The sequence below is a fragment of the Mesorhizobium sangaii genome (assembly GCF_014207355.1).
GTDB classification, from domain to species: domain Bacteria; phylum Pseudomonadota; class Alphaproteobacteria; order Rhizobiales; family Rhizobiaceae; genus Mesorhizobium; species Mesorhizobium sangaii.
In genome coordinates, this window is sequence record NZ_JACHEF010000002.1 from 1,114,820 (window position 1) to 1,132,007 (window position 17,188).

Consider the following 17,188-nt stretch of genomic DNA (forward strand, 5'->3'; position numbering starts at 1 on the left):
TTCCAAGGTTTGCAGGCATTTCCGGGGTGAATCCCGAGCCGGCAGCCGGCTATTTTTTTCGAGCGTCGGATTTGGCGAGAAGGCTGCGCAAATATTTGATCATGAATTTGTCTCCGGGCGCCAGCCGCCCCGTCCGGTCGAGCTCCAGCGTCAGGTTGAGCGCCTTGGTCAGCGCGGCCTTCGGATCCCTCGCCACATAGGCATAGGCGACGTAGGCGCGCGCCAGATCGATTTGCCAGATCGCATTGTTCGGATCGGACTGGGCCAATTTCTGGGCAATAGCGAGGCTGGCCTCGAAGGCCGCCTTGGAACCCTCAAAGTGACGTCGGTCGGTTTCCAGATATCCGATTTTCTGCAGGGTGATCGAAATATCGCGTTGCCAGTTCAAATTGGCAGGATCCAGCTTGGCCAGCCGGTCGGCTATAGCAAGACTGTCCTGATAGTTTTGCAGAGCACCGCTGGAATCGCCCTGCACTCTAAGCACCTCGGCGACCCGCTCGAGACACACCGACAGGTCGCGCTGCCAGTCCGTGTTGCCGGGATCGATGGCGGCAAGGTCGCGCGCCGTGGCCAGCGCCTGCTGGTGGGCCTCCAGCGCGAGCGGCCAATCCTTCTGGTCGCTGTAAGCATTGCCGATTTTGGAGTAACCAATCGACAGGTCGCGCTTCAAGTCGGTAGCGTTGGGGTCGCGGCGCACCAGTTCTTCGGCGATCACCTGGCTCTTCTTGAAGGCCGCGAGCGCACCGGCGGCGTCGCCGCGCTGCCGCATCAGATCGCCGATCCTGGTTTGGCTGACTGACACAGCGCGTTGGCGCCGCGCGTCATCGGGCTTGTCGTCGGCCAGCGCCAACCGAATTCTCAAGCTCTCTTCAAACGCTGTCTGGGCGCCGTCCAGCTGACCGGCGGTATGGGCAAGGTCGCCGATTTCGTCATAGGTGATTGTCAGATCATTGAGCAGATCGGCGCGGCCCGGCTCCGCATCGGCCAACTGCTGCTTGATCGAGAGGCTTTGTTGATAGGCTTGGGCGGCGGCGCCCACATCGCCTTGCGTCGCCATCACGTTGCCGATCTTGTCATTGGCCATGGCAAGACCACCGAGCCAGTCCTTCTTGTCCGGCACGCTTTTGGTCAGGTCCTGCAGCATGTCCCTGGCCGCCTGATAGTTTTCAAGGGAGGTTGGCAGGTCGCCTTGCGCCATCCTTATGTTGGCGAGCTTGATATGGCTGATGGCGAGATCGCGCTTGACGCCGGGATCGGTTTCCTGAAGCGACCGCTGCTCGAGGTTGGCCAACAGTGCGGAAAAAGCGCGGCCGGCCGCCTCGACATTGCCAACCGTCGCATAGAGGGTACCGAGTTCCTCCAGCGTGCGGCTCTGGCGGTCGGCCTGTTCCAGGCTGAGTGAGGTCTGCCCGGCCTCGCCATAGAGTGCCAGCACGAATTCGTAGCCGTTGATGGCTGCCGCATAGTGCAGGTCGGCGCGCGCCGCGCCTGCCGACAGGAATACCGTTGCGGCCTGCGACAGCGTGCGGTCGACGAAATTCACCTTCAGCGCGTTGCGCGACATCCCGTCGATATTAGCCGCTTCCGCCAGCTTTGCCTGGGCCGCGTCGAAGGCGCCGAGCGACAGCTGCTCTTCGGCCTGCCGACGCAATTCCGTCACTCGCGGATCATCGGCCGCGAGCGTCTTCATCTCGCTGCGCACCTTGACGAAGGCGTCGGCCGCTTCACGCAGCCGGGTATTCAGGCTGTCCGCTGACAAATTGCCGGTGTCGGAACCGATCAGCGCGCCATAGAGCGGCGCAAGCGGAATGTCGGCGTCGCTGGCGATCTGTTCGACTTCGCCGCGCATTTCAGGCGTCACGTCGGCCATTGCGAGCAGCAGGCGTTCGCGCTCCGGCAGTTGTTCCTTCGCCGCCGCGGCAAAGAACAGTTTCGGCAGGCCACTCTCGACATAGGGCAGCTGCTTTCCACGCGACAGGTCATAGACCTCCTGCTGCACCAAAGTCAGCACCGAGCGGATCTCGAGACCGTCGGTGCCGAGATATTTGGTCAGCGCCATCGTGAACGGCGAATTCTGGCCGGTTCCGTCGGCAGCCGTCTCGCCGGGGGCCGCCGAGAAGGCGAACAGGATGTTTTCGGCGCGGCCAATCCGGCCAAGCCCCGGCTTGACCTTCTCAGTGATATCCTTTGCCAGCGAAGTCGCGCCGCGCCCTTCGCCGCTGCTTCTCGCGAAGGGATCGCTGCGGCAGGCGTCGAGCACGATCAGCCCGACCTTGGCGGTGGCGGCGACCGCGTCGCGCACTTCCTCCAGTGGCAGGCTGGTTTTCTCCAGAGCATCGAGCGAAGAGGCATCGGCATCAATCGGCAGCAGCCGGTCGTCGCCTGAGATTTCGACGCCATGGCCGGAGAAATAGACCAGCGCCACGTCGGCGCCTTTCGCATCCTGGCGAAAATCGTCGAGCGCGCGGCGCATCCGTCGGAGATCGCGGTTGGTTTCGAGAACGACCTCGAAGCCGAGCTTCTTCAGCGACGCTTCCATCGCCTCGCCGTCATTGATCGGATTGGCGAGCGGCCGCACCAGGCGGTAGTCGTCGTCGGCAATGACCAGCGCCACGCGCCGCTCCGCCACCGCGGTGGCGGTGGTCGTAAGCATCAGCAACAAGGCAAACAGCAAGCGCAAGTCGAACCGCCCCCGGCTCAGTCGTTCGCCAACCATTCCACCTGTTTATGGCGCGAGCAAGCCGGGCTTGGGCCGAAAACCGGCTCCTTCAGGCCGCCCGCATCGGCTTCAGGGCTACACTCCAGCGCAACAGCTCGTCCAGCATGGTCGTGGTTGCGCCCTGCACCTGCTCGCTGGCTCGGAACGAGCCGTCGTGCTCGAGCAGTTTCTGATAGAGCGGCAAGGAAACCCCTTCGGAGATAGGCATGACGCCCACCGAAGTCAGCAACGGCTTGAGCGCCTGCGCTGCGCGCAGGCCGCCGGAGACGCCGCCATAGCTAAAGATGGCGGCGGGTTTGTATTTCCACTCGCGCGCGAGATAGTCGATCGCGTTGATGATCGCCGGAGCGGCGAAATAATTGTATTCGGGCGCCACGAAGACGAAGGCGTCGGCGGCATCGATCGCCGTCGACCAGGCCTTGGTGTGGTCGTTCTGATAGTTGCCAAGCCTGGGGTGATGCGGCTCGTCCAGAACCGGCAGATTGAACGAGGCGATGTCGGTCAGCACCGGTTCGAATTTCCCGTGCTCGCGCGCGAATGCCTCCAGCCATTCGGCAAAAACCGGTCCGGCGCGGCCGGGCCGCGTGCTGCCGATGATGATGTTCAACTGGTGCTTCAAGGCGTGCTCCTTCGATTGGCGGTATCTCTTGGTGACTGTCACTAGGGCAGAGCATCCTGTGGGACAAGGCGAGGTCGCCCTCGGAGCGGTCACGATCAGATGAACAGATTGCCTGAGTTTAGTGTCTTGGCCGCCGCGGTTTCGGTCTGCGTTTCGGTCACATGGACGCCTGGATTACCAGCCACTACATTGAGGTATCAGCGGAGCACTCCATGGACGTCCAGCCCGCCCCCTTCGTTCCCCCGGCGCCAAAGCCGCGCACGACGCCGCCCTCAACGCTGGAGATGATCCGCATCGTCTACCGCAACCCGCTCGAACTGTGGGGCGAGCATACCTACAACGAGCCCTGGATTTCGGTGAATGGCATTGGTGGACATCTGGTCGTCGCCAACGATCCCGGCCTCATCCGCCACGTGCTGGTCGACAACGCCAAGAACTACAAGATGGCGACGGTGCGCCAGAAGATCCTGCGGCCGATCCTGCGCGATGGCCTGCTGACCGCCGAGGGCGAGGTCTGGAAGCGTTCGCGCAAGGCGATGGCGCCGGTGTTCACGCCGCGCCATATCTTCGGCTTCGCCGAGCCGATGCTCAGGCGCACGCAAGAGTTCGTCACCCGCTACGAGCGTGGCGGCACGTCCGACATCGCCCATGACATGACGCTGCTCACTTACGATATCCTGGCCGAGACGCTGTTCTCGGGCGAGATCGCTGGCCAGCCGGGCAGTTTTGCCAATGAGATCGACCGGCTGTTCGAGACCATGGGCCGCGTCGATCCGCTCGACCTGTTGCGCGCGCCCGATTGGCTGCCACGGCTCACCCGCATCCGTGGTCGCAAGACCATGGCCTATTTCCGCAAGATCGTCACCGACACGGTCAAGATGCGCGAACAGAGATTCAAGCGCGACCCCGAGGCCGTGCCGCAGGATTTCCTGACGCTGCTGCTCAAGGCCGAGGGACCCGACGGGCTGACGCGGGCCGAGGTCGAGGACAACATCATCACCTTCATCGGCGCCGGCCACGAGACCACGGCGCGTGCACTCGGCTGGACGCTTTACTGTCTCGCGGAATCGCCATGGGAGCGCGACAGGGTCGAGCAGGAGATCGACCGAGTGCTGGCGCGCGAGCCCGATCCGACGAAATGGCTCGATGCCATGCCGTTCACGCGTGCGGCTTTCGACGAGGCGCTCAGGCTCTATCCGCCGGCGCCGTCGATCAACCGCGAGCCGATCGAACCGGAAATGTGGAAGGACCTTTACATCCCGAAATACGCTGCGGTGCTGGTCATGCCATGGGTCGTCCATCGCCACAGGAAACTGTGGGACCGCCCTGACTCTTTTATGCCCGAACGGTTCCATCCGGGAAACCGCGAGAAGATCGATCGCTTCCAGTATCTGCCGTTTGGTGCGGGCCCTCGCGTCTGCATCGGCGCCAGCTTCGCCATGCAGGAGGCGATCATCGCGCTCGCCATCATGCTGTCGCGCTTCCGCTTCGACACCACGGACGAAACGAAACCCTGGCCGGTGCAGAAGCTGACCACGCAGCCGCAAGGCGGTCTGCCGATGCAGGTTACGCCGCGTTAGGTGTGCCGATATTCAGGTGTTGCCGGCCTACGAGCGACGGCTTCCTGCGCTTCCGGTACTCACGTACTTTAAGTACGCTCCGTTCCGGTTCTCGGAATCCACCGTTCTCGGCTCGGCCTGACCTGAATCTCAACACACCTTAGGACTGCCGAATTAAGCCGCGGGCTTGCGCTGCTGGAACTGGCCGGCGGCGCGGAAACGCCAGAGGTAGCTGGGCAGGATCGTGGCGATCGATTGCGGCTGGATGCCAAGCCCGGCCAGTGTCCGGTTGGCCTTGGCCGCCGCGTCCGAAACGATGTTATGCTCGCGCAGCTGCATCACCTGGTCCTTGGTCAGCAGCGGATTGGGCAGGAGGCCGAGGATCGAGGCCTGCATATTCGCCACCCACCACGGCACCGGCACCAGCAGCCGCTTGCGCTCGATCACGTCAAGCAGTTCTTCCATGCACTCCTTGAAGGTCAGCACCTTGGGGCCGCCAAGCTCGTAGATCTGGCCGCCATCCACCTTGCCGTCGACCGAACGTGCCACCGCTTCGGCGACGTCGCCGACATAGACCGGCTGGAACTTGGTCTGGCCGCCGCCGATCAACGGCAGCACCGGCGAATAGCGGGCCATGTTGGCGAAGCGGTTGAAGAAACTGTCCTCGGGTCCGAAAATGATCGACGGCCGGAAGATCACGGCGTCCCTGATCGTCTCCAGAACGGCCTTTTCGCCAAGCGCCTTGGTGCGTGCGTAGTCCGATCCGGAGTCTAGATCGGCACCAAGCGCCGAAATATGGGTGAGGCCGGCGCCGACGGAGCGCGCCGCTTCGGCCACCGCGCGGGCGCCGAACTCATGCACGGTTGAAAACTTCTGCCGGCCGCTCTGATGCAGGATGGCGACCAGATTGACGACATGGTCGGCACCTTGAACGGCGCGGTCGACCGACCAGCGGACGCGCACATTGGCCTGCACCGGCTGGATCTGGCCGACATTGCCGAGCGGCTGCAGGTGGCCGGCGAGATCGGGCCGCCGGCAGGCGACCCGGATGCGATAGCCGCGTTTGGCCAGCGCGCGCACGACATGGCGGCCGACAAAGCCTGAGCCGCCAAAGACGACGACGAGCTTTGGGGTCTGCAGGATTTCGGTCATGGCTGGCTCCGGCGCTCGCAAGCTTGGCTGAAGCCGTTTCATAATCCGTTTCGCGCCAAAGGCAAAGGGCGACGCGTGGTCGCGTCACCCCTGTTTCGATCTGTTAGAACGCCTTGCCGATGCCGGCGTCGACTGAGTGGCGGTTGCCGCCTCGAATGACGAAGAAGAGCAGGATCGCCGCCCACAGAAGCGACTTCTCGGCACCCGAAAAGCCTTGGCTCATCGTGACCCAGTGGAACCAGACCGTGACCAGCAGCACGAACAGGCCAGCAAAGGCGGCCGGCCGCGTCAAAAGGCCGATGGCAATGAAGATGCCGCCGAAGAATTCCGTGCAGGCCAGGAGCAACGACCACAAGGCGCCGGGATAGAAGCCGAGGCCCTCGACCATTTCGGCGGCGCCGAAAGGATTGGTGATCTTCTGCGAGCCATGGATGGCGAGGAACACACCGGCGACGACGCGAAGAACGGTTTCACCGGCGTCATGCAGCGACGAATACAGGCGGCCAAGCACTGGAACGATCAGCTTGCCGCGGGAGGCGTCGGTGGTCACGGACATCGTAGCTCCTGTTTTTGTGATAATCCCTTGCAAACGCCCGACGGCACCCGTCAAGTCAAGTTAACAAAAGTTAACTTTCATCATCATGTTTTGGCGCCATACAACGAAACACAGAAAACCCCGCCGCAGCGGGGTTTTCCGGGTGACATCATGCGGAAGCCAGGGGCCGACGGAGCGGCCTGACCTGAGACGGTATCAGGAGGGCGTGAAGCAAGTACGCCCACCCCAGCCCTGGACATCCGACATGGTGCCGCCAACCTTCTTGCAGGCCGCGATGAAATCGGCGCTGCAGTTGGCGAATTTTGCATGGCCGTTCTCGCAGTAATGATCCTCGGTGGCGCCGCTCGGAGCGGTGATGACGCCGGGCGCGGACGGCTTGACCGGCGCGGCCTTCAAGGAGGCAGCCTGTGTGGCGCGCCCATGAACGAGCCGAGAAGAAGGGCGGCGGTCAGCATGGTGAGCTTGGTGTTGGTCATGGCAATTTCCTTTTGATTTGGGATGGGTTTTCAAGGCGCAAAGGGACATCCCTGCGTGAAACAGGCTTTCGCTTTCGGTTTGCTGTTCCCCTCGGTGTGGATCGGGCATGCTCGCCCTGCCCTGGACATAGCTGGGTCGCTGCGACGCGCGGAAAGGTTCAGCAGCGCGCAAAAAAATTGCACCGCAGCTCGCCTTGGGCGGGCAGTCTTCAGATAACTAGCTGATAAATAAACGGATTATTCAGGAAGAATAACGTGCGGCGAATTCGGAAATGCGCTGCACCACCGCCTTTGGCGCGGTGATGCCCCGCGCCTGCGCTTTCTCGGCGGCTTCGGCCCGGGCACGCCCGGGCACATGCACGCCGAAGCGCCGCCGCAGCCTATCGAGTTGGTCCTTCATGCGCTGCTCGAAATCGGGATCGAGCAGCTTGGGCTCGACGGCAAGCACGAACAGCCCGGTTCCCGGACTGTCCGGTCCGCCGGTGAACCATGGCGCGTCGAGCGACCAGTTGGCGCCCGACAGGCCAGCCGCCAGCACTTCGACCATCAGCGCGATGTTGGCGCCGCGCTGGCCGCCGAAGGCAAGCATGGCGCCTTTCATTGCGGCGGCCGGATCGGTGGTCGGGTTGCCGCTGGCATCCAGCGCCCAGCCTTCGGGGATTTTTTTGCCGTCTTCCGCCGCCTTGCGGATGTTAACGAAGGCGGTGGCGCTCGACGACTGGTCGATGACAAGCGGCGCGCCGCCGGCGGCAGGTGCTGCAAACGACATTGGGTTGGTGCAGTAGACCGGCTTGACCGAGCCCGAGCCGGCGAGCACGGCCGGGCCATTGGTGGCGGCGAACGACACCAGCCCAAGTTCGGCCAGCCTTCCGGTGAAGTAGCCGAGCGCGCCGCATGTATAGGCGTTCTTCTGCGAGAAGATGGCGACGCCGAACAGCTTTGCCGCCTTGGCGAAGTCGTCGATGGTGCGGTCGAAGCCGGTATGCGCCAGCCCGCCGCGCGCGTCGGAGAGATAGACCGCCAGCGCCGGCCGGGTGATCACCGGGTCGGCATTGCCGTCGATGCGTCCGGCTTCAAGCGCCTCGAGATAGTCGATGAAATGCGACAACCCGACGGTCGAAAGCCCTTCCGACTCGGCGGCAATGATCGAGGCGGTGAGCGATTGCGCCGCTTCCTCATTGGCGCCGGCGCCGAGCGCCGCCATCCGGCAAAGTCCTTTTGCCTGGTCGAGACTGAGTTGCATCATGGCTGCCTCTAAGCGAGTAGGGAGTGGTGGCTAGTGAATAGAGGATGCGGCGCGCCGCTTCTACCCGCTATTCGCCCCACGCACCTCACTAGCCGATCTTGTTGGGGATCCGCGCCTCGATCCTGCTGAAGGCGAAGACCAGAATACCGGTGATCGTCATGTAGATCAGCGCCAGCAGCAGCAGGGGCTCGTAGGTGAGGTAGGTGTCCTGCCGCACCTTGGACGAAACGGCGAAGATATCGATGACGCTGATCGTCGCCACCAGCGGCGTCGACTTCAATTGCAGCACGGTTTCGCCGGTCAGCGTCGGCAGCGCCCGGTAGAACGCCTGTGGCAGCCAGATGCGCCGAAATGTCTTCCAGCGGGTCATGCCGAAGGCGCGGGCGGCCTCGAGCTGGCCCTTGGGAACGCCGGCAAAGGCGCCGCGCATCACCTCGCCCTCATAACCGGCGAAAGACAGGGTCAGCGCCAGCACGCCGTAGGGCCAGGCTTGCCGGAGATACGGCCACATCCAAGATTCGCGGATCCACGGATATTGCGGAAACAGCGAGCCGAGGCCGTAATAGAGCAGCCACAACTGGATCAGCAGCGGCGTGCCCCGGATTACCGTGCAGAAGACCTTGGCGGGTGCTGCGAACCAGAACGAGCCGGTCGCCTGCGCCAGCCCCAGCGGCACGGCGAGCAGGAAGCCCAACACGCAGGTGACGGCCAGGATCCACAGCGAGCGCCAGATGCCCAGCAATCCCATTTCATAATATTGCGGCAGCCAGTCCCAGCGCATGAAAAAGGTGGCCCCCAGGACCAGGCCGAGTGCAATCAGGATCAGCACGATGCGGTGCGGCTGCAGCCACAATGACGTTCGCGCAACGACATTGATGATGGCCGCTTCACCAGGCATCAGCGCGCCTCCTTGAGCGAAGGCATGCCGCGCCGCGACCAGGCCTCGATACGGCCGATGATCAGATTGGAAAACAGCGACAGCAGCAGATAGAGCACGCCGGCGGCGAAAAAGAAGGTGAAATAGGCTTTGGTGACGCCCGCCGCCTGCCGCGTTGCCAGCGCCAGTTCATAGAATCCGACGACCGCCAGCAGCGCGGTGTCCTTGGTGGCGATCAGCCAGAGATTGGCGAGGCCCGGTATGGCGAAGGGCAGCATGGCCGGCAAGGTGATGCGCCGCAACAGCAGGCCGGGAGACATGCCATAGGCGCGGGCGGCTTCGATCTGGCCTTGCGGAATGGCCAGGATCGCGCCGCGTATCACTTCGGTCGAATAGGCACCCTGGACAAAGCCGAGCACGGCGATGCCGGCGGCAAGGCCGCTGATGTCGACGCGCTGGTAGCCCATTGCCGTCAGCGCCTGGTTGATCAGGTCGGTTCCGGCATAATACAGCAGCAGGATCAGCACCAGTTCGGGCACGGCGCGCACGATGGTGGTGTAGACCGCCAAGAGATCGCGCACCACCGGCCCGCCATAGAGCTTGCCATAGGCGCCGGCTGTGCCGATCAGAAGGCCGAGGCACGTGGCGCCCAGCGCGATCTCGATCGAATGGAGCAGTCCAACCAAAAGAGCTCCGCCCCAGCCCGGCGGGTAGGGCGAGAGAAGCTCGATGATGCCGGCCGCGGAGGCCGAAAGAAGGGCGTCGATCAGCGTCGTCCCCGAATTGCTGGCGTCCGCCGCTGTCAATTCTCGTCAGCGGAAAGCGTGTGTTGGACGGGTTTCGGCGAAACCGCACGGCGCGATGCCGTGCGGTTGTTGCTCATGCGTCGGCGATATCAGTTCGACTGCGTCGGGCCGCCGTAAATATCGAAATCGAAGTACTTCTTCGAGATCTCGTCATACTTGCCGTTGGCGCGGATGGCCTTGATGCCGGCGTTGATCTTGTCCTTCAGCTCGGTGTCCTCCTTGCGCACGCCGGCACCGACGCCCGGTCCGAGCACTTCATCGTCCGGAGCCACCATGCCCTTGAGATCGCAGCACGCCTTGCCCTGGTCCGACTTGAGGAATTCGCCAAGCGCGATGGAGTCGGCCTGCACCGCGTCCAGACGGCCGGCGGCAAGATCGTTGTTGGCCTCGTCCTGGGTCTGGTATTCCTTGATCTCGGCCGCCTCGGTGAAGTGCTTCTTGGCGTAGACGGCATGCACGGTCGACACCTGAACCCCGACGACCTTGCCTTTGAGGTCCGCGGGCGCGGGCCCGAATTTCTGGTCCTTGGGACCGATGATCGCGGTTGGCGTGTTGTAATATTTGTCGGAGAAGTCGATCGTCTTCTTGCGCTCGGCGGTGATCGACATCGAGCTGGCGATGACATCGATCTTCTTTGTCGTCAGCGCCGGGATGATGCCGTCCCAGGCGACCGGGGTGATGACGCAGTCGAGCTTCTCTTCGGCGCAGACGGCGTCGATGAAATCGATCTCCCAGCCAACCCACTTGCCCGAAGCATCCGGTGAGGTGAAGGGTGGATAGGGCTCGGCGGCGACGCCGATCTTGACCGGATCGGCCTTGGCCACGCCCATGGCGGCGACACCCAGCAGCAGCGCTGCGGCGAATGTCTTCAGAACAGTCTTCATTTCATGACTCCCAGTTTGTTGTTGGTTCCCGGTTTTCTTCCGTCTCGGCCCGTCCTAGCCGATGTTGCGGATGAACTGCTTGAGCCTTTCGGATCTGGGCGCGCCGAAGATCTGCTCCGGCGGTCCCTCTTCCTCGACCAATCCATTGTAGAGATAGACGACATGCGTCGCGACCTCGCGGGCGAACTTCATCTCGTGGGTGACCAGCACCATGGTGCGGCCTTCGCGCGCCAGGTCGCCTATCACCTTCAGCACCTCGCCGACCAGTTCGGGATCGAGCGCCGAGGTCGGCTCGTCGAACAGCATCACGCGCGGATTGATGGCCAGCGCCCGGGCGATCGCGGCACGCTGCTGCTGGCCGCCCGACAGATAGGCCGGATAGACGTCGCGCTTTTCGGCCAGGCCGACGCGGGCGAGCAGCTTCTCGGCCTCGCGGATCGCCACGTCGCGCTGGACGCCAAGCACATGCACGGGAACCTCGATGACGTTCTCGATCAGCGTCATGTGGCTCCACAGGTTGAAGTTCTGGAACACCATGCCGAGCTTGGAGCGGATGCGCTCGATCTGCTTGCGGTCGGCCGGAACCGTGTGGCCGTGGCTGTCGGCCTTCAGCTTGATCTCCTCGCCATTGACGCGGATGATGCCGCTGGTCGGGTTCTCCAGGCAGTTGATGCAGCGCAGCAATGTCGATTTGCCCGAGCCTGAGCCACCGATGATGGCGATGACCTCGCCGTCGCGGGCCGACAGCGAGACGCCCTTCAGCACATGCAGCTCACCGAACCGCTTGTGGAGGTTTTCGACATGGATGGCTTCGGCGGCGCCGCCCTGCGCCGTGTGTTTCAGAACGGGGACGGCGCTTTGCGCCATCATCCCTTCGACGCTCCGCGGAGTGGTCGAGCCCGTCGCTGCTGGATTCTTTTACCCATTACCCGTCACTGGACAGAGTTCCCATGCTCAAGATGGACCGTTCCGCTTGCCTCCGTCAACCATGGTTTTTTGGACTATTGATCACAGCTTGCCGTAGTGGTTAGTGGCGGCAACGGACGTCTCGGGAGAATTGAGTGGGCAAATCATACGGGTCGCAGTCCATGGCCGGACCGCTGAAACGCGTGCTTATGCGGTCCGCCGCCAGCGCCATGCGTGATGCCAGGGCGCAGGAATGGCACTACGGCCCGGGCTTCGAGCCGGGAAAGGCCGCCGCCCAGCATGAGCGATTGACGCAGCTGGTTTCTGCCTCCAGCGCCGAGGTCGAATGGCTGACGGATGCCGACGACGGGCTGGCCGATTCGGTCTTCACCCATGATCCTTCGCTGATGACCGATCACGGCGCGATCATTCTTGCCATGGGCAAGGCGCTGCGCCGGACCGAGCCCGGCCTGCACGAAGCAGCCTACAAGCGCCTTGGCATTCCCATCCTCGGCCGCATCGATGATCCGGGCCAGGTGGAAGGCGGCGACTGCGTCTGGGTGGATGCAAACACGCTGGCCGTTGGCCGTGGCGTGCGCACCAACCAGGATGGCATCCAGCAGCTCGCCAACCTGCTGTCGCCCAAGGGCATTTCGGTTTTCGGCTTCGATCTGCCGCTCTGGCACGGCGAGGAGGCCTGCCTGCACCTGATGTCGGTGATCAGTCCGCTCGCCGACGATCTAGCGCTGGTCTACGCGCCTCTGCTGCCGGCCGCCTTCTACCAGATGCTGAAAGGGCGCGGCATCACACTGGTCGAGGGCGATGCCGGTGAGTTCCATGCCTCCAACGGGCTCAGCCTCAATGTGCTGCCGACGGCGCCACGCCAGGTTATCGCCGTCGCAGGCTTCCCCAGGACGGCGGCTGCCATGCAGGCGGCCGGCTGCACGGTTTCGACCTTCGAGGCGGATGCGCTCTGCATCGCTTGCGAGGGTGGCCCGACCTGCCTGACGCGACCGGTGCTGCGCCAATGACCACCATTGGGACCACGACTGGGACCACCCTTGGGAACACCATTGGGACGACCGTCGGCGAGGCGCTCATTTCGCTGCTCGAAGCCCATGGTGTCGACACGGTCTTCGGCATTCCGGGCGTGCACACCGTCGAACTCTACCGGGGGCTGGCGCGCTCGAAAATCCGCCATGTCACGCCGCGCCACGAGCAGGGCGCCGGCTTCATGGCCGACGGCTATGCACGCGCCAGCGGCAGGCCGGGCGTCGCCTTCGTCATCACCGGACCGGGCCTGACCAACACCATCACCGCCATGGGACAGGCGCGCGCCGATTCGGTGCCGATGCTGGTGATCTCAGGCGTCAACGCCACCCCAACGCTGGGCAAGGGCCTGGGCCATCTGCATGAACTGCCCGACCAGCGCGGCATGATGGAGAAGGTGGCGCTGTCTTCGCAGCGGGTCACCGATGCCAGTGAATTGCCCGGCGCGCTGGCGCAGGCCTTCGCGCTGTTTTCATCGGCCCGGCCCGGCCCGGTGCATATCGAAATCCCGACCGACGTCATGGTCAAGCCAGCGGATGGCATCGCTGCCATGCTGAGCAATGCGGCACCGCCAGCGCCGTCCGGCGCCGCAATTGCCAGCGCGGCCAAACTCATCGCCGCCGCGCGCTCTCCGTTGATCCTGGCCGGCGGCGGCGCCAAACGCGCCGACGCGCCATTGCGGCGTCTGGCCGAACGGCTGGGCGCGCCGGTCGTCGAGACCGCCAATGCGCGCGGCCTCCTGCATGCCCATCCGCTTTGCGTGCCGGCCAGTCCAAGCCTTAAGGCAGTGCGGGCCCTGATGGCGCAAGCGGATCTGGTCATTGCCGCCGGCACCGAGTTCGGCCCCACCGACTATGACGGCTACAGCGACGGCGGTTTCGTCCTGCCCGCCAATCTGATCCGCATCGATATCGGCGCAGACCAGCTTGCCCGCCGCCCGGCGACGGTTTCGATTCTGGCCGATTGCGCCGAGGCGCTCGAAGCGCTGCTCCTGGAAATCAGCCATGTCCAGGCAAGCGAGGGCGGACCGTCGCGCGCCGCCGCTGCACGAGAGGCGGCCTTTGCCGAGATCAGTCCGACGATGCAGTCGCAGGTGCGCGCCGTGGAAGTGATCCGCGACACGCTGCCGGGTGCGCTCATCGTCGGCGATTCGACGCAGCCGATCTATGCCGCCAACCTCTACTATGACCATGACCGCCCCGGCGGCTGGTTCAATGCCGCCACCGGTTTCGGCGCGCTCGGCTACGGCCCGCCGGCGGCGATCGGCGCCGCCCTTGCCGTGCCCGATGCGCCGGTCGTCTGCCTCACGGGGGACGGCGGCTTCCAGTTCACGCTACCGGAACTGGGCGCCGCGCTTGATGCCCAGGCACCGGTCATCTTCGTCGTCTGGAACAATCGCGGCTACCGCGAGATCGAAACCTCGATGCTCGATGTCGGCGTCGAGCCTGTCGGCGTGTCGCCGGCGCCGCCGGATTTCTGCAAGCTGGCCGAAGCCTACGGCCTTGGTGCGGAACGGCTTACCGATATCGACGCTCTGGCGGACGCGTTGAAACGCGCCCGGGCAACCGGCCTGCCGCGCGTCATCGAAATCACAGTCGACTGAAGAGTGGCGGCGCAACGTGCTTCATGTGCCAAAGCCGGCATGGATCCGGCTGGCCGACAGGCCGATGCATGCAAAGACGCAACAACTGCCATGTCGAGATATCAGTTGAGTGATGGTGCGAAAGGCGCGACGCTCTGCGTCGGGCGGCGTAACAAACGACACAATCAAAAAAATAACAGGAGCGGTCCAGGATGACGGAAACACTTGAAGGCAGGCACATTGTCGTGACCGGAGGCACCGGGGCGCTCGGTGGTGCGGTCGTCGGCAAACTGCTGAGTGAGGGCGCGATCTGCCATGTGCCCAATGCCCATGCCGCGGCGCCCGGGCATTTCCCCTTTACCGAGCATGACCGCGTCAAGTTGGTGCACAATGTCGATCTCTCGGACTCCGCCAAGGTCGAGGCGTTCTACAGCCAGGTTCCAGGTCTGTGGGGTTCGATCCACCTGGCCGGCGGCTTCACCGCGGCGCCGGTGGAAAAGATCGAGTCGGCATCCTTTGCCGAAATGATGGACACCAATGCACGCACCGCCTTCCTGTGCTGCCGCGCGGCGGTGCGCTCGATGCTGGCGTCGGACATCGCGGGCCGCATCGTCAATGTCACGGCGCGCGCCGGGCTCGACCCGCGGCGCGGCAGCGGCATGGTCGCTTACGCGGCCAGCAAGGCCGCGGTGGCGGCGATGACGGTGGCGATGGCCGAGGAGTTGAAAGGCAAGGGCATCCTGGTCAATGCCGTGGCGCCATCGACGCTCGATACGCCGGCAAACCGTGCCGATATGCCGGATGCCGACGTCACCAGATGGGTCAGTCTCGAAGCGGCGGCCGAAGCCATTGCCTATCTCGCCTCGCCAGCCAATCAGGCGATGAGCGGAACGCTGGTGCCGCTCTACGGCAGGGCCTGAGCAGGAACCGCAGAAACAGGGCAGGTGGCGTCCGATCCATCGGCGTTGCGGTAGCTGTACAGCCGCAGCGGCGAGGTAGCATCCGTCGGACACTCCTTGAGCCATGACGGCGGGTGGCCCTCCATCAGCGCTGCCGCGAATGGATAGGTGGTTTCGAGTTCTAGCGACGGTGGGCCTCTCCACCCGCAAAGCGCGACATGCGTCGCCTTGGACGCGTCGAGAAACGCGCGCGGGTCGGTTGTCGAAGGATCAAGGAAGCGATAGCTCCGTTCGATCCCTTGAGCCGACGGGTGGTTGGGGATTGTCACCACCTTGGGACCTTCGGCAAGAGCCAGAAGATGCGCTCCGATCAACGGTGGCGTCAGGACGACGGCGCCCGCAGGCCAACCCTCCTGCGGTTCAACGTGCCTGAGATCGCAACTGTCAGCGAACTCGGCGGCGGGAATGGCTGCCTGGGATGGTCTTGCCGACAGGTGGTACAGCGCCATCGCCGCGGACAAAACCAGACCGGGCAGGATCAACGCGTATCGTGGCGATGCCACCGGCACGCGTGATTTCAAATAGCGCCCCAGTCCCACATCTGGCGGCAGGAAACTCGCCAGCACGAAGGTCAGACCGATACCGGAAAAGACCGGAAGATAGCGGAAGTATCGGAAGTAGCCGATCGCCAGCGCCAGCGAGAGCAGCGAGAACAGCGCCAGGATGACCAGCGGCCGGCTTCGGCTCCGCGGATTGAGGCAGATGACTGCCGGGGCGAGCGCGCCGACGAACAGCAACGCCATGCTGGGAAAGCTGTCCGACAAAACGAAATCAGGGCGCCGGAACAGGCTCAGTTCCTGAGGGATCCTGTTGAGCATGTTGTCGCGTACATAGGCGTCGAGCGAAGCATAAGGGCCGGCCAGGCATTGCGGGAACAACACCACCAGCGCCGCCGCGCTGGCGGCCGCGAACATCAGCAAGATTGCCGTCCGCGTCGCCCATCCGCCGCGCCGGCCGACAAGCAAAGGCACCACGGCAAATGAAAGTCCGGCCGCGACGAGTGCCGTCACATGCGGCGTCGAATAGGTGTCGCATCTGACGGCGGAATAGGCTGAAGGCGGTACGATCGCGGCGAACAGGCCGAGCCCGCCCAGGGCCAATGCCAGCCCGAAGCCAGCGATCCTGTCGGCACCCCGTTCGCTGCCGAAGATCCAGTCAAAGGCATAGACCGCCATCACCAGAGCATAGAACGGCGCGAACTCGGCGCTGATGGCAAGCGCCAAGGCCGCCAGCAGCCCGTTGATGAAGGCAGCGACGCGGTTTTGCGACAACATCAAGACCAGGGCCGCGAGCAGAAGCAGTATTTGCAGATTGTGGTAGTCGATCCGTCCCGGGGCATATTCGAAAAAGCTGCGCGCGGCAAAGATCAGAGCCAGCGGCAATGCAACGGCCGGGTTGGCAAAGCCCACTGCGATCACCAGCCGATTGTAGAAATAGAGCGCCGGCGCAAGCAGCAGCAGCGGCACGGCAAAGCTTGCCATCGTCAGCGCCGGCTCGAAGCCGGCAAACGGCATCAGCAGGCGCGCGAAGGCGGCATAGGGAAGGTCCACGATCCATGGCCAATGCGAGACATAGGGCTCTGGCTGGGCAACACCGGGCAGCAACCGGTCGAAGATGTTGCCCGTTTCAAGCAATGTGCGGACTTCATGCAATTTGACCAGGTCGTCCACGTCGCCATTGAGCTGGAAGCCCAGGGACCAGAGGACGGCCATCAAGATCGCCATTCCGCAAAGGCAGAACAAGGCCGGTGACCCGATGTAGAGACGCGGCAACCACGAAGAGCCCGTAGCGGGACAA

Annotated in this window: 15 protein-coding genes; 4 read left to right on the plus strand and 11 right to left on the minus strand. The window is 63.9% G+C overall.

Features of this window, described 5'->3' with window-relative positions; all coding sequences use genetic code 11:
- Window positions 1-49 precede the first annotated feature (49 nt).
- A complete protein-coding gene (locus HNQ71_RS14490; protein WP_246461513.1) occupies window positions 50-2,680 on the minus strand; it encodes a caspase family protein in 2,631 nt (876 codons plus the stop codon).
- Between the two features lie 88 nt (window positions 2,681-2,768).
- Entirely contained in the window at window positions 2,769-3,338 is a 570-nt protein-coding gene (locus tag HNQ71_RS14495; RefSeq protein ID WP_184873201.1) for an NADPH-dependent FMN reductase, read from the minus strand.
- Between the two features lie 212 nt (window positions 3,339-3,550).
- Between HNQ71_RS14495 and HNQ71_RS14500 the strand changes: the two genes are divergently transcribed.
- Window positions 3,551-4,918, plus strand: a complete 1,368-nt coding sequence (locus HNQ71_RS14500) for a cytochrome P450 (RefSeq protein WP_184873202.1) — start codon at window positions 3,551-3,553, stop codon at window positions 4,916-4,918.
- A 153-nt stretch (window positions 4,919-5,071) separates the two neighbouring features.
- Here HNQ71_RS14500 and HNQ71_RS14505 read toward each other — a convergent pair whose 3' ends face one another.
- The 8 genes from HNQ71_RS14505 to HNQ71_RS14540 all read right to left on the minus strand — a co-directional run bounded on the left by HNQ71_RS14505 (window position 5,072) and on the right by HNQ71_RS14540 (window position 11,761).
- A complete protein-coding gene (locus HNQ71_RS14505; protein WP_184873203.1) occupies window positions 5,072-6,049 on the minus strand; it encodes a complex I NDUFA9 subunit family protein in 978 nt (325 codons plus the stop codon).
- 103 nt (window positions 6,050-6,152) lie between these two features.
- Window positions 6,153-6,605, minus strand: coding sequence for a DoxX family protein (locus tag HNQ71_RS14510; protein WP_184873204.1), 453 nt, complete (start codon window positions 6,603-6,605; stop codon window positions 6,153-6,155).
- A gap of 195 nt (window positions 6,606-6,800) precedes the next feature.
- Entirely contained in the window at window positions 6,801-7,001 is a 201-nt protein-coding gene (locus tag HNQ71_RS14515) for a hypothetical protein (RefSeq protein WP_246461515.1), read from the minus strand.
- Window positions 7,002-7,322: 321 nt separating this feature from the next.
- A complete protein-coding gene (locus HNQ71_RS14520; RefSeq protein ID WP_184873356.1) occupies window positions 7,323-8,324 on the minus strand; it encodes an Ldh family oxidoreductase in 1,002 nt (333 codons plus the stop codon).
- Window positions 8,325-8,415: 91 nt separating this feature from the next.
- A complete protein-coding gene (locus HNQ71_RS14525) occupies window positions 8,416-9,225 on the minus strand; it encodes an ABC transporter permease (protein WP_184873205.1) in 810 nt (269 codons plus the stop codon).
- Window positions 9,225-9,938, minus strand: coding sequence for an ABC transporter permease (locus HNQ71_RS14530; protein ID WP_343068172.1), 714 nt, complete (start codon window positions 9,936-9,938; stop codon window positions 9,225-9,227). The genes HNQ71_RS14525 and HNQ71_RS14530 overlap by 1 nt, the downstream gene beginning before the upstream one ends.
- Before the next feature lie 161 nt (window positions 9,939-10,099).
- Window positions 10,100-10,894 carry a transporter substrate-binding domain-containing protein gene (locus HNQ71_RS14535; protein ID WP_184873206.1) on the minus strand — a complete coding sequence of 265 codons (795 nt, stop codon included), beginning with the start codon at window positions 10,892-10,894 and terminating at the stop codon, window positions 10,100-10,102.
- A 54-nt stretch (window positions 10,895-10,948) separates the two neighbouring features.
- Window positions 10,949-11,761, minus strand: a complete 813-nt coding sequence (locus tag HNQ71_RS14540) for an ABC transporter ATP-binding protein (protein ID WP_184873358.1) — start codon at window positions 11,759-11,761, stop codon at window positions 10,949-10,951.
- A 221-nt stretch (window positions 11,762-11,982) separates the two neighbouring features.
- On the opposite strand from HNQ71_RS14540, the gene HNQ71_RS14545 reads away from it, so the two are divergent.
- From HNQ71_RS14545 to HNQ71_RS14555, 3 genes are all read left to right on the plus strand, one after another.
- Entirely contained in the window at window positions 11,983-12,831 is an 849-nt protein-coding gene (locus tag HNQ71_RS14545; RefSeq protein WP_184873359.1) for a dimethylarginine dimethylaminohydrolase family protein, read from the plus strand.
- A complete protein-coding gene (locus tag HNQ71_RS14550) occupies window positions 12,828-14,453 on the plus strand; it encodes a 5-guanidino-2-oxopentanoate decarboxylase (protein ID WP_184873207.1) in 1,626 nt (541 codons plus the stop codon). The genes HNQ71_RS14545 and HNQ71_RS14550 overlap by 4 nt, the downstream gene beginning before the upstream one ends.
- A 191-nt stretch (window positions 14,454-14,644) precedes the next feature.
- Window positions 14,645-15,352: an SDR family NAD(P)-dependent oxidoreductase gene (locus HNQ71_RS14555; RefSeq protein ID WP_184873208.1), complete on the plus strand. Its 708-nt coding sequence runs from the start codon at window positions 14,645-14,647 to the stop codon at window positions 15,350-15,352.
- Here HNQ71_RS14555 and HNQ71_RS14560 read toward each other — a convergent pair.
- Window positions 15,337-17,103 carry a hypothetical protein gene (locus tag HNQ71_RS14560; protein ID WP_246461517.1) on the minus strand — a complete coding sequence of 589 codons (1,767 nt, stop codon included), beginning with the start codon at window positions 17,101-17,103 and terminating at the stop codon, window positions 15,337-15,339. The genes HNQ71_RS14555 and HNQ71_RS14560 overlap by 16 nt on opposite strands.
- Window positions 17,104-17,188 lie beyond the last annotated feature (85 nt).